The 24,931-nt window shown below is 62.1% G+C and carries 10 protein-coding genes; 4 read left to right on the forward strand and 6 right to left on the reverse strand.

Annotated features, from left to right (window positions below; all coding sequences use genetic code 11):
- The first annotated feature begins 5 nt into the window (after positions 1–5).
- Together J2X43_RS03265 and J2X43_RS03270 are read left to right on the forward strand one after the other, a co-directional pair.
- Positions 6–1,088, forward strand: coding sequence for an ABC transporter ATP-binding protein (locus tag J2X43_RS03265; protein WP_112388626.1), 1,083 nt, complete (start codon positions 6–8; stop codon positions 1,086–1,088).
- A gap of 41 nt (positions 1,089–1,129) precedes the next feature.
- Positions 1,130–3,133: an aldo/keto reductase gene (locus J2X43_RS03270; protein WP_112388625.1), complete on the forward strand. Its 2,004-nt coding sequence runs from the start codon at positions 1,130–1,132 to the stop codon at positions 3,131–3,133.
- A gap of 49 nt (positions 3,134–3,182) precedes the next feature.
- Here the strand turns inward: J2X43_RS03270 and J2X43_RS03275 are convergent, their stop codons facing one another.
- From J2X43_RS03275 to J2X43_RS03290, 4 genes are all read right to left on the reverse strand, one after another.
- On the reverse strand, positions 3,183–4,505 hold the full coding sequence (locus J2X43_RS03275) for an HlyD family type I secretion periplasmic adaptor subunit (RefSeq protein ID WP_112444132.1): 1,323 nt from the start codon (positions 4,503–4,505) through the stop codon (positions 3,183–3,185).
- Between the two features lie 11 nt (positions 4,506–4,516).
- Entirely contained in the window at positions 4,517–7,018 is a 2,502-nt protein-coding gene (locus tag J2X43_RS03280; RefSeq protein ID WP_112388623.1) for a calcium-binding protein, read from the reverse strand.
- Complete coding sequence (locus tag J2X43_RS03285) at positions 7,015–8,778, reverse strand: type I secretion system permease/ATPase (RefSeq protein WP_112388622.1); 1,764 nt, start codon at positions 8,776–8,778, stop codon at positions 7,015–7,017. Before J2X43_RS03285 ends, J2X43_RS03280 begins: the two co-directional genes overlap by 4 nt.
- A 72-nt stretch (positions 8,779–8,850) precedes the next feature.
- Positions 8,851–17,796, reverse strand: coding sequence for a peroxidase family protein (locus J2X43_RS03290; RefSeq protein WP_112538236.1), 8,946 nt, complete (start codon positions 17,794–17,796; stop codon positions 8,851–8,853).
- A gap of 318 nt (positions 17,797–18,114) precedes the next feature.
- On the opposite strand from J2X43_RS03290, the gene J2X43_RS03295 reads away from it, so the two are divergent.
- Positions 18,115–19,521, forward strand: coding sequence for a sensor histidine kinase (locus J2X43_RS03295; RefSeq protein ID WP_112388620.1), 1,407 nt, complete (start codon positions 18,115–18,117; stop codon positions 19,519–19,521).
- Here the strand turns inward: J2X43_RS03295 and J2X43_RS03300 are convergent.
- A complete protein-coding gene (locus J2X43_RS03300; protein WP_112388619.1) occupies positions 19,518–20,177 on the reverse strand; it encodes a response regulator transcription factor in 660 nt (219 codons plus the stop codon). The two genes, J2X43_RS03295 and J2X43_RS03300, sit on opposite strands and share 4 nt — an antisense overlap.
- A 340-nt stretch (positions 20,178–20,517) precedes the next feature.
- The gene (gene putA, locus J2X43_RS03305) at positions 20,518–24,216 is read right to left on the reverse strand and encodes a trifunctional transcriptional regulator/proline dehydrogenase/L-glutamate gamma-semialdehyde dehydrogenase (RefSeq protein WP_112388618.1); all 3,699 of its coding nucleotides are present in this window, start codon (positions 24,214–24,216) and stop codon (positions 20,518–20,520) included.
- A 189-nt stretch (positions 24,217–24,405) separates the two neighbouring features.
- On the opposite strand from putA, the gene J2X43_RS03310 reads away from it, so the two are divergent.
- Positions 24,406–24,897 (forward strand): Lrp/AsnC ligand binding domain-containing protein, encoded by a 492-nt coding sequence (locus J2X43_RS03310; protein ID WP_112389026.1) that lies wholly within the window; start codon positions 24,406–24,408, stop codon positions 24,895–24,897.
- The last annotated feature ends 34 nt before the right edge of the window (positions 24,898–24,931 follow it).

A 24,931-nucleotide genomic window follows, 5' to 3' on the forward strand; every position in this document is an offset into this window, starting at 1 on the left:
GCCGCATGGCAGAGCTTTCACTCAGAAACGTCGTCAAACGCTATGGTGCGCTGGAGATCATCCATGGCGCCAATCTGGAGGTCAAGGACGGCGAGTTTGTCGTCTTCGTCGGACCATCGGGCTGCGGCAAGTCCACGCTGTTGCGCATGATCGCCGGGCTGGAGGACATCTCCGGTGGCGAGATCGATATCGGCGGCAAGGTGGTCAATGACGTCGAGCCCGCCGACCGCGGCATCGCCATGGTCTTCCAGTCCTACGCGCTCTATCCGCATATGACGGTGGCCGAAAACCTCTCCTTCGGCCTGCGGATGAATGGCAATCCGAAGGAAGATACCGAGAAACGCGTCCGCCACGCAGCCGGGATCCTGCAGATCAACGAGCTGATGCAGCGCCGCCCCAAGCAGCTTTCCGGCGGCCAGCGCCAGCGCGTGGCGATCGGCCGGGCGATCGTGCGAGAGCCCAAGGTATTCCTGTTCGACGAGCCACTGTCCAACCTCGATGCCGAGCTGCGTGTGCAGATGCGCGTCGAGATTTCGAGGCTGCACAAGCAGCTCGGCACGACGATGATCTACGTCACACACGACCAGACCGAAGCGATGACACTGGCCGACAAGATCGTCGTGCTCAGGGCTGGCAATATCGAGCAGGTCGGCGCGCCGCTCGATCTCTACGACGATCCGGCAAACCAGTTCGTCGCCGGTTTCGTCGGCTCCCCGAAGATGAACTTTTTGAAGGCCATCGTGACGGGCAGGGACGCCGCGGGACTGACCATCGCGCTTGCCGCAGACCGGACCGTCCGTTTGACCTTGCCGCTGACTGCGGCGCTATCTGACGGAACCGACGTGACGCTCGGCGTCCGCCCCGAGCATTTCGGTGATTCCGGCAAGGGTGACGCCGATATGACCGTCAGCGTCGATGTCGCCGAGCATCTCGGCAATACCAGCTACATTTACGCGACGCTCGGCGGCGAGCAGCTGATCATCGAGCGGCCGGAATCCCGCACCACCGGCAATCGCGACAGCCTGGCCGTCTCGTTGTCGGCCAAACGCACATTTCTGTTCGACAGCGCGGGCCAACGTCTGCGCTGACATTGCAATCCCAAGACGACCACATCGAAAGAGGAATAGTCATGAGTTCAGAGCAAACGATCCGCTGGGGCATCATCGGCCCCGGCACCATCGCCCGTACCTTTGCGGATGGCATCGCGCATTCGCGGACCGGCAAGCTTGTGGCGATCGCGACGCGCAATCCCGACAAGCCGGGCCTCGGCGACGGCTTCCCGGGCGCGCGTATCGTCAAGGGCTATGACGCGCTGCTCACCGATCCCGAGATTGATGCGATCTATATCGCCACGCCGCATACCGGCCATGCCGAGTGGGCGATCAAGGCGATCCGCGCGGGCAAGCACGTGCTCGTTGAAAAGCCGATCGCGCTCTCCGCTTACGATGCGGACGCGATCTATCACGAGGCGAAGAAGGCCGGCGTCTTTGCCGGTGAAGCCTTCATGTACCGCGTCCATCCGCAGACGGCGAAGATCGTCGAGCTGGTGAAGAGCGGCGTCATCGGCACGGTCCGCATCATCCGCTCCAGCTTCGGTTTCAACATGGGAAGCTTCAAGCCCGAGCACCGGCTGTTTTCCAACGATACCGCAGGCGGCGGCATTCTCGATGTCGGCGGATATCCGGTCTCCATGGCGCGGCTGATTGCCGGTGCTGCCGAAGGCAAGCCGTTCCTTGAGCCCGAGAAGGTCTCGGGCGTCGCCCATCTCGGCCAGTCCGGTGTCGATGAGTGGGCCTCGGCGGTGCTGAAATTCCCGAACTCGATCATCGCCGAAGTGTCCTGCTCGATCATGGCGAACCAGGACAACACGCTGCGCATTATCGGCTCGGACGGCCGTATCGAGGTCAAGGATTTCTGGTTCGCGTCTGGCCACAAGGGCGGCACCGGCAAGATCGAGATCTTCAAGGGCAACGAGCAGGAGACGATCGAGGTCAAGGAAGACCGCTGGCTCTATTCGTTCGAGGTGGATGCCGCCGGCGATGCGATCCGCGCTGGACAGCATGAGTTCACCTCGCCGGGCATGAGCTGGGCGGATTCCGTCGGCAATCTCCGGGTTCTTGATCAGTGGCGCGCGTCGGTCGGCCTGGAATACGGGGTCGAGAAGGCAACGAAGCGGACGCTCAATCTCGCAGGCGCTCCGGTCAAGCTCGGCAACAGCATTCCGAAGCGCGAAATCCCGGGCATCCTGAAACCGGCTTCGGTGGTGACGCTCGGCTTCGAGTTCTTCCCGAACTTCGCTTCGGCATCGCTGACGCTGGACGCCTTCTACGAGGCAGGCGGCAATGCGTTCGATACGGCTTACGTTTATGGCGGCGGCAAGACCGAAAGCATTTTCGGCGACTGGCACACCAGCCGCGATGTATCGCGCGACGAGATCGTGCTGATCGGCAAGGGCGCGCACTCGCCGCTTTGCTATCCAGATATGATCGCCAAGCAGCTCGACCAGTCGCTCGATCGTCTCAAGACAGACTATGTCGACATCTACTTCATGCATCGCGACAACACCGCCGTTCCGGTCGGCGAGTTCGTCGATGCGATGGATGCCGAGGTGAAGCGTGGCCGCATCCGCGGCATTTTCGGCGGATCGAACTGGACGCGCGCCCGCATGGAAGAGGCGATCGCCTATGCCGACAAGAACCGCAAGACGGCACCGGCTGCTCTTTCCAACAACTTCTCGCTGGCCGAGATGCTGGATCCGATCTGGGCCGGTTGTGTTACGTCTTCCGACGACGAGTGGAAGGCGTGGCTGAACAAGAAGCAGATCCCGAACTTCGCCTGGTCGAGCCAGGGCCGCGGCTTCTTCACCGACCGTGCGGGACGCGACAAGCATGACGACGAGGAAATCGTCCGTTGCTGGTATTCGGACCGCAATTTCGAGCGCCGCGACCGGGCAATCGAGCTTGCAAACAAGCTTGGCCGCAGCCCGATCCACATCGCGCTCGCCTATGTCATCGCCCAGCCATTCCCGGTCATTCCGCTGATCGGGCCGCGGACGATCGCCGAGCTGGAGGACAGCCTCTCCGCGCTCGATATCAAGTTGACGCCAGAGCAGGTGAAGTGGCTGGAAGGCTGATCTGAGTTGGCGAGGCGCGCTATAATGGCGCGCCCCGCAATTTTCCAAACTACTCCTCGCGGAACGCCCGGTTGAACTGATCCGTCAGTGGCTTGGCGAGGAAAGACATTGCCGTGCGCTCTTCAGTCGAGACGAAGACTTCGACAGGCATGCCCGGCAAAAGCCTGTTGGCACCGAGCTTTGCCATTTCTGCCGGAGGCACGGCAACATCGGCGAGATAGAAGATCTGACCCGTGGCAGGATCGGTGCTGGTTGCCGCCGAGACATAGGCGATGTTACCCTTCAACTCCGGCGTTGCGCGCTGATTGAAGGCGGAGAAACGCATTCTCGCGTCCTGGCCGACCGAAATCTGATCGATATCGGTGGGCGCAAGTCTCGCCTGTATCTTAAGCGCCGCGTCGGCGGGCACCAGGGTCAGAAGCTTTTCTGCCGGGGTGATGACGCCGCCGATCGTGTGGACGAAAAGCTCGTTGACGGTTCCCGAGAGCGGTGCGCGGATATCGGTCCTCGACAGCCGATCCTCGACGGCGACCCGACGCTCCCTCAATTCCGACAGCTTCGGCTCGACGACGCTCAGTTCGCGCTGCGCCTCTGTCCGGGCCGCCTCGTCGATGGCGATGATCTGCACCTGGATCTCGCTCATGCGTGCCCGCGACCGGGCGATATTGGCCTGAATCTCCCCGCTCTCGCCAGTCAGTTTCGCGAGTTCACGGTCGATGAAATATTTGCGGGATGTATCGATCAGCTTCTTGTCGGCGAGGCCCTTGATCTTGGTGTGTTCGGTTTTCACCAGTTCGAGCTCGCCGGTCTTGGCGTCATGCTGGGCGACCAGGCCTTTCAACTCCTCCTCGAGTTGCGAAATGCCATACTGAAGCTGCTGCTTCTGGTTCTGCCGGTTCTTGCGGTTACCATCGAAGAGACGGCGTTCGCCCGCCGCAATGGCAGGAAACTCCGTCCCGAAATCGGCCGGGAAGGTGATGGCCTCCTCATTGTCGCGCTCGCCGATCAGCCGCGCCTGGCGCGCCGTCAGTTCGATCAGCTGCGCCTTGACGATCGAGAGCTCCGCGCGAGTCTGGGCGTCATCGAGGCGCAGCATGATCTGTCCCTTGGTAACGACATCGCCCTCCTTGATGGCAATTTCGCTGACGATGCCGCCATCGCGATGCTGGATCGACTTCAGGTTCCGGTCCACCATGATGACGCCCGGGGCGATGATCGCGCCCCTGAGCTGCGTCGTCGCCGCCCATCCTCCAGCCCCGGCAAACAGCAGCACGCCAAGCGCCATGCCGGCGAGAACGCGGGCAGTCACAGGAAATGTATTGTTGTCCTCAGGTGAAAGTGCGGCCTGGGATCTTTGCTGGTTTCTAGACATGTCTTACCTTCCTAGGCCGCGGGATTTTCAACGATGACAAGCAGATGATGCCCCGTCAGGTTGATCGTCATTTCGTAGTGCTCGTCCTTGTCCATATCGACCTCGATGAAGGTCCGGCTCATCTCGTCGGTCCCCTCGTGGCGGACGCGGATCGGCAGCGGCTCGTCATCCGCCTTGTCGCCATAGATCTCCTCGAAACGATCCTCGAGGCCGTCCAGAACCTCCTCGAAGATCTTGTATTTGGAGATGTCGATGCGGTCCCCGACCATGAAATCAAGGATCTGGTGGACGACATCGGCACTGCTTTCACCAGCGGGCACAGTGAATTCGAACGTGTCTTCGCCCGCACCACCCTCGATGACGACAGCCAGCGGTCCGGCGCGGACCGTGTCGTCTCCCGCGCCGCCGATGACCTTTTCGAAACCCTCGATTACGTCGTGGCCGACATCAAAGCCGGTAGCGGTGCCGGTGTTCAGGTCAATCAGCACGCCGTGCGCTGCCTGCGAATAATCGATCGTGTCGAACCCGCCTTCACCGCGATACTCGTCATCGGATGCACCGGCTGCCGCGACCACGATATCGTCGCCGTCTCCGGTGCAGAGAAGATCGGCGCCCTCATTATCATTCAGGGTGTCATCGCCGTCCCCGGTCTTGATGATCTCGAAATTGCTGATGCTGTCGTTGCCGATCTCTTCACCCGTCGCATCAGCGGCCGCGAGATCGACGACGATCGACATGACCGCTGCGGAATAGTCGAGCGTGTCGATGCCGCTTCCGCCATCGTAGCGGTCGGCCACGGCATCGATGTCGCCTTCGACAACATCATCGCCGTCACCGCCTTCGACCAAGTCGGTTCCGCCGCCGCCGCTCAGATAGTCGTCGCCGGCATTGCCGTGTATCGCTTCGTCGGCAAGGCTGCCGGTCACCTCGTCGTCATTCGCCCCGGCGCGGACGATCTCGAAATTCGAGACGGCGTCATTGCCGATCTCCACTCCGGTGGCGGTGCCATCGGCGAGGTCGATCTCGACCGCCTCGGCCAGCGCCGAATAGTCGAGGGTATCGATCCCGGCGCCGCCATCGTAGATGTCGTCGGCCCCGTCGGCGTCTCCTGCGACCGTATCGCCGCCATCTTCGCCCTTCGCCGTGTCCCGGCCGCTGCCGCCGCTCAGGAAATCGTTGCCAGTGCCGCCCTTCAGTGTGTCGGTGCCCGCCTGTCCGAAGAGAACATCGTCGCCGTCGCCTCCATCAAGGTCGTCATCACCATCTTCACCGTCCAGGACGTCGTTGCCGGCATCGCCGCTCATTCTGTCGTGACCGTCGCCGCCACGAAGGATATCGGCATCCGCGCCGCCACTGATGAGATCGTCGCCTTCCTCACCGTAGATCGTGTCGCGGCCTTCCTCGCCATAGAGGCGGTCATTGCCACGGCCACCCCATATGTGATCGTCGCCAAGACCGCCGAGAACGATATCATTGCCGTCGCCTGCGCGGATCGTATCGTTGCCGCTGCCGCCAACGATATTGTCGTCTCCATCACCGCCGTCCACGGTGTCGTTGCCGTCTCTGGCGTCGATATTATCGTTTCCGGCCAGCCCGCCGATCTCGTCGGCGCATTGCGTCCCCGAAAGCAGATCGTCTCCAGCCGTGCCGATGACGGGTGCTGCCTTGACCACCGAGAAATGTGCGGTCTGCAACACGGAGGCGGTGCCGTCGCTAATCTGGTAGGTGATGGTCACCGGACCGAGACCCGCTGCATCGTAGCTCCACCCGCCCGCCGTCTGCACCAGCTTGCCCGATGAGACCGTCAGATCCCGCACGGACAAGGCATCGCCATCGGGATCGAGCGCGCCGCGCAACAGGTCGGCAAGGCCGATCAAGGCAATGGCGCAACCGGAGACGTCAGCGAGGGTGACCGGGCTGGTGATACGCGGGGCGCGGTTTTGCGGTTTTTCGTTTCCTGTTTGAGGGGCGGGTGAGGAGACTCTCTCGTTGCTGCTGCCGGTGCCGGTGCTCGTTTGCGGCCCCGCCACGGATGCTTTCGAAGCCTTCCATGCATTGTCGTTCGAGGCGTGGAAGGAAACCGAAATCCCGCCTGAGCTTTTCAACAGCGCGAGGCTGGGCAGATTGAGCCTGTTGAATTCGATCGCCGGAGAATCGGTCAGCGCGTAGCTCACGCTGTTCTTGTGGTTCGAGAGCGTCACGCCCGAGGCCTTCTTTCCGGCCAGCGCGGCTTCGTCCTCCTCGTCCTCGATCCCTGCCGCCGCAAGAGCCGTGACAGCGTCGGCCGCCGGCAATGGTTCTTCGCCGTCCAGCGCCGGCCGGGCGTCTGCTTCTTCAGCGGGCGGGTTTGGCTGCTGATGAGATAGCGCTGTCTTCAGATAGAGAGCGAAACCTGTGAGAAACAACGTCATGAACATCGGCACTTTCGACTGCTTGTCCTCGTTCTTCAGGACATAGCGATCGTGCGGGTCTTCTTCCGTCTTTGCGGTTTTGGTTCCTTTGACCTCGATCATTCTGACATCCTCGCTGTGATGCGTGATCCGATCTGTGCCGCTGCTGCCGGCCGGCTGACCGGTTCGGCTGCCGTTGGCTTCAGGATCTCGTCCTTGGGTCCGAAGGCGACCATCTTTCCGTTCTGAATGACGGCAACCATATCGACGGCTGCAAGCGCACTTGGCCGGTGCGCGATGACGACGGCGATGCCGCCGCGGGCGCGTACCGCTTTGATCGTCTGCGTCAGCGCCATTTCACCCTCGCCATCGAGGTTGGAATTCGGCTCATCCATGATGACGATGAAGGGGTTACGGTAAAGCGCCCGTGCAAGGCCAATGCGCTGCCGCTGTCCGGCCGAAAGCGAGACGCCCTGCGGGCCGAGTGCCGTGCGGTAGCCATCCGGCATCCGCACGATCATTTCGTGGATGCCTGTCGTCTGCGCTGCATCGACGATCGCCCGGGCGTCGACCTGCGGCTCCAGCCGCGCGATGTTCTCCTCGATCGTCGCATCGAGCAGCGCCACATCCTGTGGCAGATAGCCGACATGCTGGCCGAGGTCGTCATCCGACCATTGCGTCAGTTCGGCGTCGTCGAGACGAACACTGCCGCGAAGGGTCGGCCAGACCCCGGTCAGGGCGCGCGCCAGCGTGGTCTTGCCGCCGCCGCTCGGGCCGATGATGCCGAGCGCCTGGCCGGCGGCGATCTCAAAGCTCACTTCGCTGAGAAGCACCCGTCCGGAACCCGGAGCAGCGACCGTTATCTTCTCGACCTTCAGCGTGCGGGCCGGTGCCGGCAGCGCCATCGGCGGCACGGCGCCGGCAAGTGCGATGACCGTCTCCTTCAGCCGAATGAAGGCGGTTCGGGCGGCGACAAAGCCCTTCCAGTTGCCGATCGCCAGATCGACGGGCGCAAGTGCCCGGGCCGAGGCGACCGAGGCGGCAATGATGGCGCCTGCCGACAATTCTCCCTGGATCGTCAGCCATGCCCCAAGACCGAGGACGGCCGACTGCAGGATCATGCGCAGCACGCGCGAGATCGCCCCAAACGTGCCGCTGATGTCGTTGGTGCGGGTCTGCAGTTCCAGGTGATCCTGGTTGGCGCGGTTGAAGCGGTCCACCGCGCGCCCGGCAAAACCCATGGCCTTCAGGATATCGGCATTGCGCGCGTTGGAATCCGCGATCGCATTGCGCTCGATGCCCGATTTGTGCGTGGCACTGGCGAGCCGCCGCGTCATCAGCTCGGTCGCGATGGTCAGCATCGACAGCACGAAGGCGCCGGCGAAAGTCAGCGCGCCGAGATAGGGATGCAGCATATAGACGAAGACGAGGTAGAGCGGCACCCACGGCAGGTCGAACAGGGCAACAGGACCCTGACTGCCGAGAAAGCTGCGAACGGTATCGACATCGCGCCCGCGCTCGAGCGCCTCTGCGGTTGAGAACCCGAACCGCGGCATGTCGATTGCCACCTGATGGGCCATGGGCGCGATCCGGCTGTCGAGCCGGGCGCCCATCCGCACCAGGATTTGCGAGCGGATGATGTCGAAGAAACCCTGGAACAGGTAGAGGCCGATCGCCAGGGCCGAAAGCCCGAGCAGTGTCGGAACGCTGCCGCTGGTCAGGGCGCGATCATAGATCTGCAGCATGTAGAAGGAGCCGGTCAGTGCCAGAATATTGATGACCCCTGATGTAAAGAACAGGAAGACGAATATTCCGCGCAGTCCGTGAGTCAGTTTCTCGACCTGCTTGCGCTTGTTACCGGTCAATGGAGTCTTGGGGCGCATGTCTTTCACCACTTCGTTCTGTTGTTGGGCTGTCAGGCGTGCCGGGAAAGTCGGCACGCCTGATGTCGCGGGTTACAGGTTGAAGTCGGAAGCGGTGAGGTTGTGGTTCCCCTTGATGTTGAGCCGGAGTTCGGCCGTGCTGTCGGCATCGACGCTGCCTTGGACGACCGTGTAGTCGCCATCGGCCCGGACCTCATGCGTGACGATCAGCTGGGCGGCACCTGTCAGCGCCGAACCGTTGACCAGCGTGAAGGCCTGGTTGCCGGCAACGCCGCCATTGGCGTCGGTGCCGCTGAGATCGATCTTGTCGCCCGGCTGGAAGCCGATGATCGTGTCGCCGTCGGCATCCTTTTCGGAGAGGAAGACGAACTTGTCGTTTCCGGCCCCGCCATCGATGATATTGACGGCAGCATTGGCGGTGATCGTGTCGGCCCCGGAACCGGTGACGACATTCTCGATACCCCACAGCGTATCGTTGCCCGAGAGGCTGCTCGATGCACTTCCTCGGCCCATGAAGCCGCTGCCGAGATCGACGGTCAGGTTTGCAGTGATCGCCGCCATATCCAGCGTGTCGCTACCGTCATCCCCATAGTAGGTGTCGTCGCCATCGCTTGCTTCGGCGACGAACATGTCGTTGCCGCTGCCGCCATGGGCGGTGTCGTTGCCGGCACCGGTGCGGATCATGTCGTCGCCGGCATCGCCGAAGACGCGGTCGGATCCGGCATCGCCATAGAGCATGTCGTTGCCTTCGCCACCCAGCAGGTCGTCATTTCCGGCGCCGCCGAAGACCATGTCGTTTCCGCCTTCCCCATTGAGGAAGTCGTCGCCGTCATCGCCGCGGATGATGTCGGCCCCGGCGCCGCCGGTTGCCACGTCATTGCCGGCAAAGCCGACGATCGTTTCACCACTGGCCGTACCAAGAAGCACGTCGGCGGCTGCAGTGCCTGCTATCGTCGCCCCTGCCGTTGCGGCTGGTGGCGTCGGGGCAGGCGGGTTCGGTGCCGGCGTATCTTCTTCCTCGGCCGTGGTGCCATCGCCATTGAACTGCGGCAGCCCGCCTTCGCTGGTGAACTGGATGCTGTGCTCGCCGTTGGTCATCGTCGTCACGCCGTTGGCACCGGTCGTGATCTCATAGTCGTCGACTGTGGTGCCTTCGGCCAGTTCGATGACGTCCTGCGGCCGCAACGTGCCGATGATCGTGTCGTTGCCGCCATTGGAGCGGAAGACGATACGGTGCGCAGAGCCGAGCGCCGAGATATCGATCGTGTCATTTCCGGCATCGCCGTCGATGGTGATCGTGTTGAGGCGCAGGCTGGTGGTCGAGAAGTCGCCGACGATGCTGAAGTTGTCATTCCCGGCCATTCCCGCCCCCGAAGGATCGACACCGTTGAGGCGGATTTCCTCGATCTCGTTGAGCTCCGCGATGACGGACGCATTGTTGCTGCCGTTGCGGGTGACGACGATTTCGGTCGCGGCATTGAGGTTCGCCGCGACGTTACCGGTGATCGCCAGCCAGGCTGCCCTGGTGTAGATCGTGTAGGCTTCGGCCGCGGCGTTGCCATTGATCACGAAGGTGTCGCCAGCGGCCCCTTCCGTGCCGCCATTGACGATGTCGCGGCCATCGGTGGCGCCGGAGGCATTGGCATTCCAGATAACAGTATCGTCACCGGCATCGCCATTGATGGTGTCGACACCGAAGTTACCCGTCGCATTGATCGTAAGGCTTTCGATGTTGACGCTTTCGTTGAGTTCGAGGCTGGTCGTCACGAAGCGAATGGCGGCGTTCGCGGTAAACGGTCCGGTGCCAAACAGGCTGAGATCGATGTTGCGGGGAAGGGTGTTCGCGGCGGTGTTGATCACGTCGACCTGCACGAAGTTCGTGCCGTCCCGAGAAAAGAGCACCGTTACCGCGTCGTTATCCGTTCCCGCGTCCAGTCCAGTGGCGACGAACGAGTAGCTGAGGGCGGCAGTGGTGGCCCCCGCGAGATCGACACTGCGCTGGATTTGCGCTCCGTTGAAATCGTTGCCATTGCCACCGAGAAATTGGAGGACGTTGTTGTTGCCAGCGTCGATGCGGATTTGACCCGTAGCGACAGCACCGCTGTCCCCACTCTCGATCCAATCGGGATCCCAAGTGGTCGTGCCGTTGGAGTTGCCCTGGTTCTGCGTGTCGAAACTGTCGACATAGTTCAGATTGGTGATCCCTAGGCCGCCGCTAAGTGTGTCGTTGCCGTCGCCACCATTGAGGGTATCCGCACCCGAACCACCGTTGACTACGTCGTTGCCGCCGTTTGCGTTGACGGTGTCATTGCCGCCAAGCGCGTTGATCGTCTCGGATGTGGTCCCCACTCCGTTGAGGGTGTTAGCGGCTTCGGTCCCTGTGATCGTGCTGGTCGGGGCTGCTGCCGCCAGTGTGAAGTCGGTGGCGTCGATGGCCCCCGTGTTGCTGCCATTGATCAGGATCGTACCTTGGATAGTCGAAGACGCTCCGTTTTCCCGGATAGTAATGAGCGTGTTGGCGCCTGAGCCGGATTCGAAGACGCGGTTGGCGAAGTTTGCCGCCGTGATCCCGAGCCCGCTGAGGTCGATCTTGTCCTGGTTGGCTGCTGTTCCTCCGGCGCTGTCGAAGCTGTTGATGGTGTCCTCGCCGAAGCCGGGCGCGTTGTAGACAATGGTATTGAAGCCACCGCCGACATCGATGGTGTCGTTGCCGGCCCCGCCAATGATCGTATCGTTGTCGTCGCCTCCGCTGATCGTGTCGTTACCATCGCCGCCATCGAGCAGGTCGTTGCCGTCGTCACCATTGAGCGTATCGTTGCCCCCCGCGCCGAACAGCTGGTTGGTCCCACCATTGCCGTTGATGACATTGTTGAGGGTGTTGCCGGTGCCCCTGACAGCGGCGCCGTTGAGGTCCAGATTCTCGAGATTTGCGCCGAGCGTGTAGTCGATGTCGGATTCGACGCGATCGGTACCGCCGATGAGGGCATCTGCCGAGGTTTCGGTCACAAGGTCACCAGCCTCATCGACCTCGTAGACGTCATTGCCGTCACCGCCGATCATGGTGTCAGCACCGAGCCCGCCTTGCAGCGTATCGTTGCCGCCAAGGCCGCTCAGGGTATCGGCGAGATCGCCACCGGAGATAACGTTGTTGCCCGCATTGCCGGTGCCGACGAACTGGCTGGCATCGGCGCCGAGGAAGGCGAGGTTTTCGACATTGGCCATGGCCACGATCGACAGGTCGGCGAGGAAGGTCTCGACCGTATCCGTGCCTTCGCCCGCAACTTCCACCACGACGTCAAGCAGATCGTCGACGCCGTAGGTGTCGTTGCCTGCGCCGCCGACCATGGTGTCGGCGCCGATCGCGCCTTCGAAGTCGTCGAGAGCTGCGTTGAGACGGTTGTCGAGGTCGTCATTGCCCGCGCCGCCGACCAGGAGGTCGTCGCCGAGGCCGCCGACGAGATCGTCGTTGTCACCGCCGCCGAAGATCAAGTCGTTGCCGCTGCCGCCGGTGATTGCGTCATTGTCGCCATCTTCGCCGGCGATCAGGTTGTTGATAGCCGAGGCCGCCAGATTGACGGTACGCGTACCGCCCGCCGGGTCTGCCCGGCTGATGGCATAGTCGCCGACCAGCTGGTAGCCGTTGAAGAAGGCGCCGTTGAAGTTGATTAGCTCGACGCCGGTTTCTGCAACGTTGCCGGTGTAGTGACCGTTCACGGTGATGGACTGCTGCACGCCTGTCGGCAGCGTATAGTTGATCACCAGGTTGCCGTTCTCAGTGCCCGTATTACTGTCGAAGGCATTGAGGGCGTTGATGGTCAGGATCGGCAGGCCATCTACATCGACGCCCGTGCTCGGGGCTAGGATCGAGATCTTGTCTGCCGTTCCCGCGCCCGCGCCACCGGCTTCGATGATGACGTCGTTGCCGTCGCCAAGGCTGAAGGAGTAGGTGTCGTTGCCGAGGCCACCATTGAGCGTGTCGCCGGCAACCGCACCAGTGCCGACCGTGGTGCGGGTAATAGCAAGGGTGTCTATCGAGACAAACTCGCCCCCTTCCAGCGCGCTGGTGACAAAGCGGATCGCAGCATTCGCCGTGAAGGGACCCGCAAGGTTGATATTGCGCGCCGCTGTTGACGATGTGCTGTTGATGGTGTCGACCAAGACGAAGTCGGCCTCAGAACCGCTCCGCGAGAAATAAACCCTGACGGCGTCGTCGTCTGGTGCGGCGTCAAGGCTGTTGTTGCCGGTGCTGCGGCCAACGGTGTAAGCCAGAGTGGCAGCAGTTGCATCGGCGAGGTTCACAGTGCGCTGGATCTGGCCGCCATCCCCGGCATTGAACCGTAGATTGTCCTGACCATTATCGAGGCGAATCTGGCCCGTCGTTGGACTGCCTGTCGCTGGGTCGCCGGGTGTGCTGTCGCCAGTTTCTGTCCAGGGCGTCGTCCACGCGGGATTGCCGTTGGGTCCGTTGGAGTTGGTAAAACTGCTGGTGTTGAAGTTATCCTGGAAGGTCACAGTCGTCAGAGCCGCGACGGCCCCATCGGCGCCGCCAACCAGGATGTCGTTGCCGCCATTGCCGTTGAGCACATCGGAGCCGGCAAGGCCGAGGATCAGGTCGTCCGTTGCCGTGCCGTTCAGTACCGGCTGGTTGAGCGGAGCCGCCCCCTGTGGGGCAAGGCCATTGTCGCTGTAAGGCGTGCCGACGATGATGTTGAGCGCACCACCTCCGGCAAACTCCACCTTCTCGATGTTGCGCAGGCGGTCGCTGCCATCGATTGCGTCTTCGACAGCATGGGTGACGATGACCTGCCCGTCCGTGGTGGCCGAGAAGGCGTATTCGCCGCGGTCGCCGCGGAAGACGGCGGTGTCGGTATCGGCGATGTTGTCCGCACCAGCCGTGGTGATTTCACGAATGATCTGTAGCTGGCCGGGGTTGATCCGGCCTTCGAACATCCAGGCCGCGAGCGTCTTGGTAACAGAGGCGCCGTTGACGACAAGCGTGACGAGGCTCGTCATGCTCTTGATATTCGGATTGCCGGCAATTTCCGTGCCGGTGGGACCGTTATCATCGAACCCGCTCATGATGCCAATGCGGACGTTCAGCCACTTGTCGCCATCGATGATGTCGTCGCCGCCGTTACCCTGGATGCGGTCGTCACCATCGCCGCCGAGGATGATGTCGCCGCCGGCAAAGGAGGTGACACCCGCGCCGAGTACAGCCTGCAGGCCGGCGATCAGGGCGATGCCCTGCGCGTCGAGCGTGCTGCCGAGATAGCCGCTCGTGCCGCCATTGGCGAGGCTGGCGCGGTCGGCCGCCACGTCTTCGGTGCCGCCAAGCACGTCAGCGAAGCGGGTGCCGGAGAGGCCTTCCATCGACTCATACTCGTCGAGTGCCGCGTTCTGCGGTAGGGTCGGGGCCTCGTCGAAGACAATCGGGCGGGAGAGGTCGGCATTCACGCCAAGCGTATTGTCTTTGTAGGTCGCCCAGTCAAAGCCGGACATGCCGGCCATCTTGCCGCGGCCGGCGCTGCCGACCATGATGTCGTCGCCGCCTTCGCCGATGAACTCGTCGAAGCCGCCATCGCCGAGGAACACGTCGTTTCCGTCGATGCCGTCATGGGCGAAGATTTCGTCGAAGTTGTCGCCGGGCGCGCCGTCAAAGGTACCGGTCTCGATCCAGTCGTCACCCTCGTTGCCGAGAATGCGTTCGGCATTCTTGTTGCCGTAGATGAAGTCGTTGCCGGTGCCGGCGAAGACTTCCGAGCCCATGTCTGTGCCGAGGAAGATGAAGTCCTGGCCGTCATTGCCCATGACGAGGTCGAGGCCGGGGCCTGCATGTACGACGTCATGGCCCTTGCCGGCCTTGATGTTGTCGTCGCCGCCGCTGTCGACGATGATATCGTTGCCGTCGCCGCCATTGATGATGTCGTTGCCGAAGCCGCCTTCCAGCCGGTCGTTGCCGCCGTCGCCGAAGAGCGTGTCGTCGCCGATGCCGGCGATCAGGGTGTCGTTGCCCCCGGTGCCGCCGAGGACGACGTGGTCGCCACCGGTGTAGCGGAGATAGTTGGTATCAGGGCCCGCTGTGGCCGGGTTGTCGCGAATGACGAGCGGTGTCAGCAGGCTGGTACCGAGAGGATCGATGCCGCGGTTGTCGGCGCTTTCATTGATCACCGTATTCGGATCGTCCTCCAGGATGCCGTCGGCGCCGGCATCCTCGCCCAGGCCGGGATTGTATTGCTTGGTGCGGTCGATCTCCAGGATGAGGCCGGGCGTCGAGAAGACGTCGGACGGCAGATGCGTGGCGTCGGTGTTGCGCATGATCATCGCGGCGAAGGAGTTGTTCTCCATCTCGCCGAAGAGGTGAAGACCGTCGAGGCGCTGCAGATAGTAGAAGCGGTCGCCGTTCTGCAGCTTTTCCATCTGCACTTCGAAGACGAAGTTGAAGGTCGAGCCCAGCATACCGCCGAAGGGCATGATCTGTTCGGCAAGGCCGCCGATCCAGAGATCGACGTTTTCGAGGCCACCGAGCAACGCTGCATAGGTGCCGGTGCCGTTCAGGAAGTCGAAACGATCAGTATAGTTCACGCCGCCAATGGTTACTCCATCGACATCGTTGCCGTCGCCAATGATGAGGGCCAGGGCCGCGTCGCGCTTGCCTACAAGTGTGGTCGCGGTGGTGATCGCAGCATGTGTGCCGTAAGCCGCGATGAAGTTGATGATCGACGCTTCATGCTTGAGGTGACCGGCGAAATCGACCCAGCTCTCGTAGGGCTTGAGCAGCGCGTCCTCGTTGGTGGCCTCGTAGAAGGTCCGCCGCGCCTCGTTCAGTGATGGCACGCCGGTGTCGCGGCCGCGGGCGAGGTTAATCGTCGCGAGGTCGAGCGGCAGGCCGAGCAGATTGTTGCGCAGCGCCGTCGTCACGAACTCGTCGATCTCGTTGCCGACCTGCCGGGTCATGCCGCGGATGATCGCACCCGCCGCAACGTCGTCGCCGATCGAATGGGCAACGCCGGTATCGCCGCCATCGAAGGCGAGCGGATTGAGGAAGCCCTCGATCAGGCCGATATGGTCTTCGTTGAATGACGGGTCGAAGCGGTCGATCGACTCGGTCAGCATCGAGTGGCCGAAGCGATAGACCACATGGGCGAATTCGGCGACGATCGACGGGTCGATGGTCGTGTCGAAGCCATCAGGCACCAGGAACACGTTGATATTCGGCTGGATCTTGCGGGCGAATTCTTCGAAGACGAGATGCTGGTACTGCATCTCGGTGCCGAATTTGGCCGCCTGGAAGAGGCGCTCGCCATCCCAGACCAGCGATGCGATCTGCCCGGCCGTCGGCAGAGCAACCAGATCGACTTCCAGCCACTCGTTGATGAAGGTGAGGTCGTTGCTTGCGAGCACCGTGTCCTTCGTATGCTGCACAAGCCGGTTATGCTCGGCATGGAAGACGTGGTGGACGGCGGTCAGGCCGATATTCTCGTTGACGCGGCCGTCGCCGGCAATGAAGTGCGCGTCCAGCAGTTCGTTGTCATATTCCGTATCGCCGTTGCCCGGGTTGCCGAGACCGATGGTGATGTCACCATCGGCGATCTTGCCGATCGGCACGGCCTCATGGGCGATGTCGGCGAGGAACGCGCTGGCGGTGCGGATAGCGCCGGTCGTCGAGGCGCCCAGCCCCCCATTGGCGGTCGGGTCGCCTTCCCGCACAATGTCGTCGGCCGTGTTGGGGATACCGTCCGCGCCGATCCCGAGGATGATCTGCGGGAAGCCGTTCGCGCCGGGTATGAAGTTGCCGTAGGGGTCAGTACGCAGCAGCGGGACGGCGCCGACGTCGGCATCCGTCAGGTTGATGCCGAGCAGTGTCTTCGCCTGAGCCTTGACCTCGCCCCAGGTCGCCATGCCGCCGTTGCCGCCTTCGATCAGCTTGCCCGTTGCAACCGGATCGCCTGCCGTATTGAGCTGATACTGGCGCAGGAAGACCTGGTGCGACGCATGCGAGGCGTAGGTCTGATTCTGGTCGACATAGGAGGTTGTCGTGTTAACGGGGCGGACGTCGTCAGTGGTGCCCATGATACCATCTGCGCCAGCCGAAACCGTCGCACGGGTCAGCACCATGAAGTTCGTATGGCTGCCTGGGACATAGAGCGGATCGTCCTCCGCCAGGGGGATGAACACCGTTCCGCTGCCACCCTTGTTGATCAGATCGAGGCCGTGATCGAAGAACTGGCCGAACAGGGTGAACCAGGAATTGAACGGCGCCGAAAGACCTTCATCCGGTGCGACGGCAGGAAGATAGACGTTGTCGCCCTGCATGGTGATGCCGAAGGGCTCAAGCGCCGCATCGCGCACCTCGCGCGCAGCTTCCAGATCGGTCACTGTCGCGGCATGCGCTGCCGTGGCATTCGCCAATGTATCGAGCGCGGTCTGTTCCGCAGGCGTCGGCGGCGTGTTGGGATCGCCATCACCAAGCGCATCGGCTGCGGTCTTGGCGTTCTGCATGACGACGCGTGCCTGGTACTCGGCGTCTGAAGCCGGCTTGAATGTCTGGTAGATCGCCGTGACTGCGGGAAGATCGGTCATCGGGCTTGCCGCGCCGGCTCGCTCAAGTGCGGTCAGGATAGCGGCCGGATTGCCGAGCGTCTGATCGACGAGCAGATTCGAGATGGTGCGGAGGCTTGAATCGAAAACGAGGGAACCGGGATTGTTCGACGGGTTGTAGTTGGGAGCCGTCGGCATTGCAGGCGCTCCGCCCGGACCATCTGGATCGAAGAGCGTGCCATCGGCGGGCCGGTAGATCGGAGACATCAGCTCGGGAAACTCTGCGCCGGCGGCGCCCCACATTTCCTGGCCGGGCAGGAGGTGGTTGTAGGATCCATCGACCGTCCGCAACCCCCAGGCCACGTTGTAAGCGGGGATCAGGCCACCTGGTCCATAAAGCGGCGTTCCAGCAGCATGCGCCTCTGCAATCTTGATCTGCGCCAGGATGAAATCGAGATCCGAACGGATATAGGTGACCATGGTACTCTCCCCTCTGATTGCACGGGAAACGATTATCGTTTCGGCAATGCTTGCTCCCCACAAAGAATTCGCAGGATCGAGCCGGGCGGCGGGATTTTTTACTCGGAGCGCAAAGTTGCGCCCCGAAAGAATCCAGTAGAAACCGATCGGCATTATCTGCGATGATCGGATGATGTCTCGGGGGGAGGCCACGGAATAGTTCCATAGGTCCGGGGACATCTAGAGACTTTGGTCTTTGAGGGGGGCGGGACTTTTGACCCGCAAATAAATGTGACTTACGTCCCTGGCAGTAAGAATGCCGAAGGCGGAGGGCCGGGCATGTCCGGCATCTGGCAAGGCCTTGATGTCACCCGGCAATTTCTCATTGTTGCGGGTATCGTCGTCTGTGGTTCGATGGCGCTGCTGGGGGAATGGCTGAGTGGACAGATCGCCGCCAACCAGCTGAGGAGCCGGGCCGAATCCGGCGCCCTCTACATGGAGGGTTTTCTGGCTCGCCATATCGAGGGAAATGCCGATGATCCTCAGGTGTCTCCGGCCCGCCAGGAGGAATTGGATGAGTTGCTGATCGGCACGGATCTCGCACGGCGCGTCGAAGGCTTCCGGATATGGCGCCACGATGGTCTCGTCATCTACAGCACCAACAAATCGCTGATTGGAAAGACTTTTCCCTCGCAGGATATCGAGCACGCTTTCAAGGGGCGGGTCGTCGCCCAGCTTGAGGATAGCCACGACGACGGAGAGGACGATGGTCCCGCGGCAACCCACCGGCCGCTCATCGAAATCTATGCCCCGATCTACCGGCCGGGCACGCGGGATATCATCGCCGTCGGAGAGCTTTATGAGGAGGCGGGCGAATTTGTCGTTCAGCGCAACAGGGTGCAGCGCCATACATGGGTGATTGTCGGAGCCACCTCGCTGGCGATCATGGCGCTCTTGTTTCTGATCGTCCGGCGGGCCAGCAGGACGATTGCCGGTCAGCGGGCGGTATTGAAGACGCAGCTCGCTCAGGCGCGGGCACTGGCGGAGCAGAATACGGAGCTTCGAAAGGCGGCGGACCGGTCCCGCATGGATGCCACCCAATCGAACGAGCAGCTTCTCAACCGGATTGGCGCCGATCTGCACGATGGTCCGGTTCAGCTGCTCAGTCTGCTGATCCTCAAGCTGAGCGGATCTGCGGCAAGCGCCAATTTGCCGAAGGTGGCGCTTGAACGCGTGCCGGAGATCAAGGGGGGCGAGCTCGCACCCGTTCATATTGCGCGTCTGGTGTTGACCGAATTGCGGGAGCTATCGACCGATCTTGTCGTGCCCGAGATCGAGCACATGCCGCTGGAGGCCGCCTTGCAGATGGCGGTCGAGCAGCATGAGTATGCGACGGGATCAAAGGTCTTATCGGCCTACGGGAAACTTCCCGAGCGCGTCGCGCATCCGCTGAAAATCTGTCTTTATCGCGTGGTGCAGGAAGGGCTCAACAACGCATTCCGACACGGCGGCGGCCGAGGTCAGCGCGTGTCTGCATCATCCGATATGTCCGAGATCGTCGTGACCATTGCCGATGAAGGTCCAGGGATTGCGCCAGAGAGCAGCATAGATCGGCACCGTCCGCTCGGCCTCCAGGGCATTCGCAACCGTGTCGCTGCATTCAGGGGGCACGTCGATATCCGGCCGGGGCCGGTTTCCGGCACGGAGCTTCGGGTGACGGTGCCGATGGAGGGCAACAGTCTCTAGTGCCGCGGAATGGAATCGCCGGCACCCTCCAGCTTTTGTGCGGCGATCAGCACTTCCAGCCGGTTTCGGGCATTCAGCTTCTGCATCAGGATCGTCATGTAATTCTTGACGGTCTTCTCGCCGATCTTGAGGCCGATTGCGATCTGCCGGTTGGTGAAGCCCCGCAGAAGCATGCCGATGATTTGCCCCTCGCGGATGCTGAGCTTCAAATCCGCTCCGGCCTTTTTGCGCAGCGAAGCGATCTTGAGTTCTTCGATGACCTTGCAGGCAAAGGCCGGCGTGATGAACATGTCGCCGCGATGCACGGCGCTGATTGCCTGGACGAGCTCCTGAATGCTGCTGCCTTTGAGAACATAGCCGCTCGCGCCGGCATTGAGCGCACGCACCGCGTAATCGCTGCCCGTGTTCGCTGTAAAAACCAGTATTTTGGTGCGGATTTTTTCGACCAGTTTCGTGATCACGTCGAAGATGTTGCCGGGCATCATCAGATCGACGACAAACACATCCGGCGCCAGTCTTAGGCCGATATCCAATGCATCGTCGGCGCATGTGCCAGTCGCTGCGATAGTAAATTCCGGATTCTTTCCAAGAATTTCCGTCAGTCCGGCCACCATTAACGGGTGGTCGTCAATAACTACTACCGAGATCGGACTCATGATACGCGTCCTGTTCATAGTATCTGTGCAATTAGTATTCGTAAAATAATTCTATGTCCATCTAAGTCATTCTGACTATTTCCATAGTCGTAGCTAATTTGGATTAATCATCCGATTTATTATTCAAGTAAATAAGGTTGTATTTGTAGAATTTTAGGAAATATTGAACGTATTGCTGTCGGCTGTAGGACATCGGTGACGTGTGTGGGCGTCGTCTCGCGCGTTGCAGCCGTGGAAAACGATCATGTCGAGGCGGACGGCCCGGAGCGATGCTGCGCGCGAAACCGTTGGAATAGATCAACTTGCCCGGGCAGGTGTCCGGGCAAGTATTCTATCCCATTCAGCCGATGGTCATCAGGCTGGCGTTACCGCCGGCGGCGGCCGTGTTGATCGAGGTCGAGACCTCTTCGATTAGCCAGTTCAGGCAATAAGCTTCGATATCGCTCTCGATTTCGGCGGCCGTCGCCGATTGCACCAGGACAAGCGGTCCATCGAGTGCGGCGATCGCCTTGTTGAGCGTCCGGATGCGCTCTGCGCGGCCCTCCAAAAGGGCTGCGGCAAAGGGACCGTCCTTGTTCCAGTCCGAAGTCCAGGAGACGCGCGCCGCGACGCTTGCGGGAATGTCCTTCAGTGCGGCGCGAAGGCCGGTGGCTTCGTCGATAACGGCCTGGTTTCCGGTGGCGAGCGCAGCGGCCAGCTGGCGATAGAGGCCACGTTCGCTCTCGGGAGCGAGCAGAACCCGTCCGCGCGGATGAAGCGCATAGATGTTGCGCTCGCCGACAGGACCGGCAAGTTCCTTCTCAAGGCCAACGGCGGAGAGGCTTCCGAGCTCGCGTGCGGCCTCGGCGTCGTCAGCCCGTCCCTTGCCCGATAGCCAGACTGCGAAGTCGGCAAGAGCCGGGTCGGTGTGAACGGAGCTGTGCTGCGGCGGCACCGGTGCCTTCTGGACCAGGCGGCCGATATAGAGCGGACCGCCCGCCTTCGGGCCGGTGCCCGACAGGCCACGGCCGCCGAACGGCTGGACGCCGACGACCGCGCCGATGATGTTGCGGTTGACATAGAGATTACCCGCCTGGATGCGGCTGGTGACGTGAGCGATCGTCTCGTCGAGACGCGTGTGAAGCCCGAATGTCAGGCCGTAGCCGGAGCCGTTGATATCATCGATCAGGCGATCGAGATCTTCGCGGCGGTAGCGGATAACGTGAAGAACCGGCCCGAAGATTTCCTTTTCCAGATCGGACAGCTTCTTGAGTTCGATGATGGTCGGCGGCACGAAGGTGCCGAGGCCCGCAGTCTCAGGCAGAGGCAGCTGCTCGACCTTGCAGCCGAGCGCCTTCATCTTCTCGATATGGGCGTCGATATCGCCTTTTGCGGTCGCCGTGATGACCGGGCCGACATCGATGCTGAGGCGATCGGTACGGCCGATCGTCAGCTCCTGGAGGGCGCCCTTCAGCATCGTCAGGGTGCGGTCAGCGACGTCCTGCTGCAGGCAGAGCACGCGCAATGCCGAGCAGCGCTGACCGGCGCTGTCGAAAGCCGAAGCGATGACATCGCCGACGACCTGTTCGGCAAGTGCGGAGGAATCGACGATCATGCCGTTCTGGCCGCCTGTCTCGGCGATCAGCGGGATCGGTTTGCCCAACGCCGAGAGACGGTTGGCAAGCTGTGCCTGAATCATCCGGGCGACGCCGGTGGAACCCGTAAACATCACGCCGGCCGTCTCTTCCGCGTCGATCAGCGCGGCGCCGAGGCGGCCGCTGCCCGGGGTGAACTGAAGCGCTGCGCGCGGAACGCCGGCCTCATGCAGGATCCTGACGCTTTCGAAGGCGATGATCGGGGTGACGCCCGCAGGCTTGGCAATAACTGGGTTGCCCGCCACCAGCGCTGCGGCGACCTGTCCGGTGAAGATCGCCAGCGGGAAGTTCCAGGGGCTGATGCAGACGATCGGGCCGAGAGGCACATGCGACGGGCCGAGTGTGCGGCGAGCCTGTTCCGCATAGTAGCGCAGGAAGTCGATTGCCTCGCGTACCTCGCCAATGGCGTTGGCGGCGGATTTGCCGGCCTCGCGGATGATGATGCCCATCAGCGGCTCGATCCGCGACTGCATGATATCGGCGGCGCGATCGAGGCAGGCTGCCCTGTCTGCCGGCGGGACTGCCGCCCATTGCTTGGCGCCGTCAGCCGCGAACCTGGCGATCCTGGCGGCGGCGTCGATCTCCACTTCGGTCACCTGACCGACAACGTCTCCATGATCGGCCGGATTGAGAACCGGGCTTGTCGTGCCATCCACCGAGCCGTCTGCCATAAGCGGCGTGGCATGCCAGCATTTCGTGGTTGTCTGAAGCAGGTTGCCGGCAAGGCGGGCCAGTTCCATTTCGTTCGAAAGGTCGATGCCCGAGGAATTGTTGCGTTCGGCGCCATAGAGGTTCTGCGGCAGGGAGATGAGATCGTGCGGCTTGCCGATGGGCGTGGCGGCTTCGACGAGATCGACCGGATCGGTGGTCAGGTCATCCACCGAAACCTTGGGGTCCGAGATGCGGTTGACGAAGGAGGAGTTCGCGCCATTCTCGAGCAGGCGGCGGACGAGATAGGCGAGCAGCGTTTCATGCGTGCCGACGGGCGCGTAGATGCGGCAGGGCCGGTCGAGATTCTGCTTGCCGACGACCTCGTCATAAAGAGGCTCGCCCATACCATGCAAGCACTGGAACTCGTACTTGCCGATCTGGAAGTCCGGGCCTGCGAGCTGATAGATGGTCGCCAGCGTCTGGGCATTATGCGTTGCGAATTGCGGGAACACGGCGTCAGTGGCGGCCAGCAGCTTGCGGGCGCAGGCGACATAGGCAACGTCGGTGTGGATCTTGCGCGTATAGACGGGGAAGTCAGGCAGGCCGTCGAGCTGGGCGCGCTTGATCTCGGCGTCCCAATAGGCGCCCTTGACGAGGCGCACCATCATCCGGCGGCCGGAGCGGCGGGCGAGATCGATGATGTAGTCGAGCACGAAGGGGCAGCGCTTGCCATAGGCCTGAACGACGAAGCCGAGACCGTTCCAGCCTTTCAGCCCGGCGTCGAGGCTGAGTTCTTCGAGGAGGTCGAGCGACAGTTCGAGGCGATCGGCTTCCTCGGCGTCGATATTGAGGCCGATGTCATATGTGCGGGCAAGCAGTGCCAGTTCGCGAACGCGGGGCAGAAGCTCGGTCATCACCCGTTTCGACTGGGCGCGGACATAGCGGGGGTGAAGAGCCGACAGCTTGATCGAGATGCCCGGCCCGGCATAGACGCCGCGGCCATCCGATGCCTTGCCGATCGCGTGGATCGCCTTCTCGTAGTCGCGGTAGTAGCGGTCGGCATCCTTTGCCGTCGTCGCTGCCTCGCCCAGCATGTCGTAGGAGTAACCAAAGCCGCGTGCTTCGAGCGGACGGGCGCGCTTCAGCGCCTCGTCGATCGTCTCACCGGTGACGAACTGCTCGCCCATCATGCGCATCGCCATATCGACGCCGCGACGGATCACCGGTTCGCCGCAGCGGGCAATCAGCCGGGTCAGCGCGGCGGCAAGGCTGCGGTCGTTGACGGTCGATGTCAGCTTGCCGGTGACCACAAGTCCCCAGGTCGCCGCGTTGACGAACAGCGAGCGTCCGCCACCGACGTGCGACTTCCAGTCACCCTCGGAAATCTTGTCGCGGATCAGCGCATCGCGCGTGGCCGTATCGGGGATACGCAGCAGCGCTTCGGCGAGGCACATGAGCGCAACGCCTTCCTGGCTCGACAGTGAATATTCCTGCACCAGGCCCTCGACGCCGGTTCCCTTGTGCTTGGCACGCAGCGCCTCGATCAGCTTGCGCGCGGTATCGCGGGCGGCGGCCTTCATATCCGCAGGCACGCGGGCTGCTTCCACGAGGGGCGGCAGGCATTCCGTTTCCGGGCGCCGGTAGGCGGCGGTGATGGCCTTGCGCAGGTCCGATTGCTCGCGGATCGGCGGCGCAAACTCGGCAAATGGCGAATTGGAATCCGGACCTGGTGCGTTATCGGCGGCGTTGAGCATTGCGGGATCCTAGCAGCGGGACTTGTTTGAACGGCAACTGCCGGCGTCTGTTCGATACGCAAGGCGCATGCGCCCATGCCCCAAACCACCGGCAGCGGCAATCTAGCATAAATGTGCCTGGTCGATCCAACTTGATTGAGGGCGATTTCAATGGCAATTATCTATAGATATCGCGATTGGGATGCTAATATGCCTAAAGAGACCGCCTTGTTTAGTGAACTCGACCAACTGGACAGGAAGATACTGGAGGCCCTGTCGGAAGATGGGCGGATCTCCATTACAGACCTGGCAGCGCGCGTCGGCCTGTCGAATACTCCATGCCAGATCCGCTTCAAGCGGCTGATCGCCGAAGGCTATATCGAGGGTTTCCGGGCGGTGCTCAATCCGGCGAAGATGGAACTCGATCATATCGCCTTCGTCGAGGTCAAGCTCTCGAACACGACCGAGGGCGCGCTGAAGAGCTTCAACGATGCGGTCAAGAAGATCAAGGAGGTCGAACAGTGCCACATGATCGCCGGGCGCTTCGACTATTTGCTGAAGGTTCGCACCCGCGACATCGCCAAATACCGCCGTGTTCTCGGCGAGAAGATTTCGACGCTGCCGCATGTCTCGAGCACATCGACCAATCCGGCGATGGAAACGGTCAAGGAAGGCTGGGACAAGTTCAATCCCAGCCTTTGAAACTGCGGCCCGATCGGCCGCAGTTCGATTTCTG

The organism is Rhizobium sp. BE258 (assembly GCF_031457345.1).
Lineage (GTDB): Bacteria > Pseudomonadota > Alphaproteobacteria > Rhizobiales > Rhizobiaceae > Rhizobium.

What these genes read in the sequence shown, in the direction of transcription:
- J2X43_RS03275 (WP_112444132.1), bottom strand. Translation starts at nt 4,505, where the DNA reads ATGTCTAGAAACCAGCAAAGATCCCAGGCCGCACTTTCACCTGAGGAC.
- J2X43_RS03265 (WP_112388626.1), top strand. Translation starts at nt 6, where the DNA reads ATGGCAGAGCTTTCACTCAGAAACGTCGTCAAACGCTATGGTGCGCTG.
- J2X43_RS03300 (WP_112388619.1), bottom strand. Translation starts at nt 20,177, where the DNA reads ATGAGTCCGATCTCGGTAGTAGTTATTGACGACCACCCGTTAATGGTG.
- J2X43_RS03290 (WP_112538236.1), bottom strand. Translation starts at nt 17,796, where the DNA reads ATGGTCACCTATATCCGTTCGGATCTCGATTTCATCCTGGCGCAGATC.
- putA (WP_112388618.1), bottom strand. Translation starts at nt 24,216, where the DNA reads ATGCTCAACGCCGCCGATAACGCACCAGGTCCGGATTCCAATTCGCCA.
- J2X43_RS03280 (WP_112388623.1), bottom strand. Translation starts at nt 7,018, where the DNA reads ATGATCGAGGTCAAAGGAACCAAAACCGCAAAGACGGAAGAAGACCCG.
- J2X43_RS03285 (WP_112388622.1), bottom strand. Translation starts at nt 8,778, where the DNA reads ATGCGCCCCAAGACTCCATTGACCGGTAACAAGCGCAAGCAGGTCGAG.
- J2X43_RS03295 (WP_112388620.1), top strand. Translation starts at nt 18,115, where the DNA reads ATGTCCGGCATCTGGCAAGGCCTTGATGTCACCCGGCAATTTCTCATT.
- J2X43_RS03270 (WP_112388625.1), top strand. Translation starts at nt 1,130, where the DNA reads ATGAGTTCAGAGCAAACGATCCGCTGGGGCATCATCGGCCCCGGCACC.
- J2X43_RS03310 (WP_112389026.1), top strand. Translation starts at nt 24,406, where the DNA reads ATGCCTAAAGAGACCGCCTTGTTTAGTGAACTCGACCAACTGGACAGG.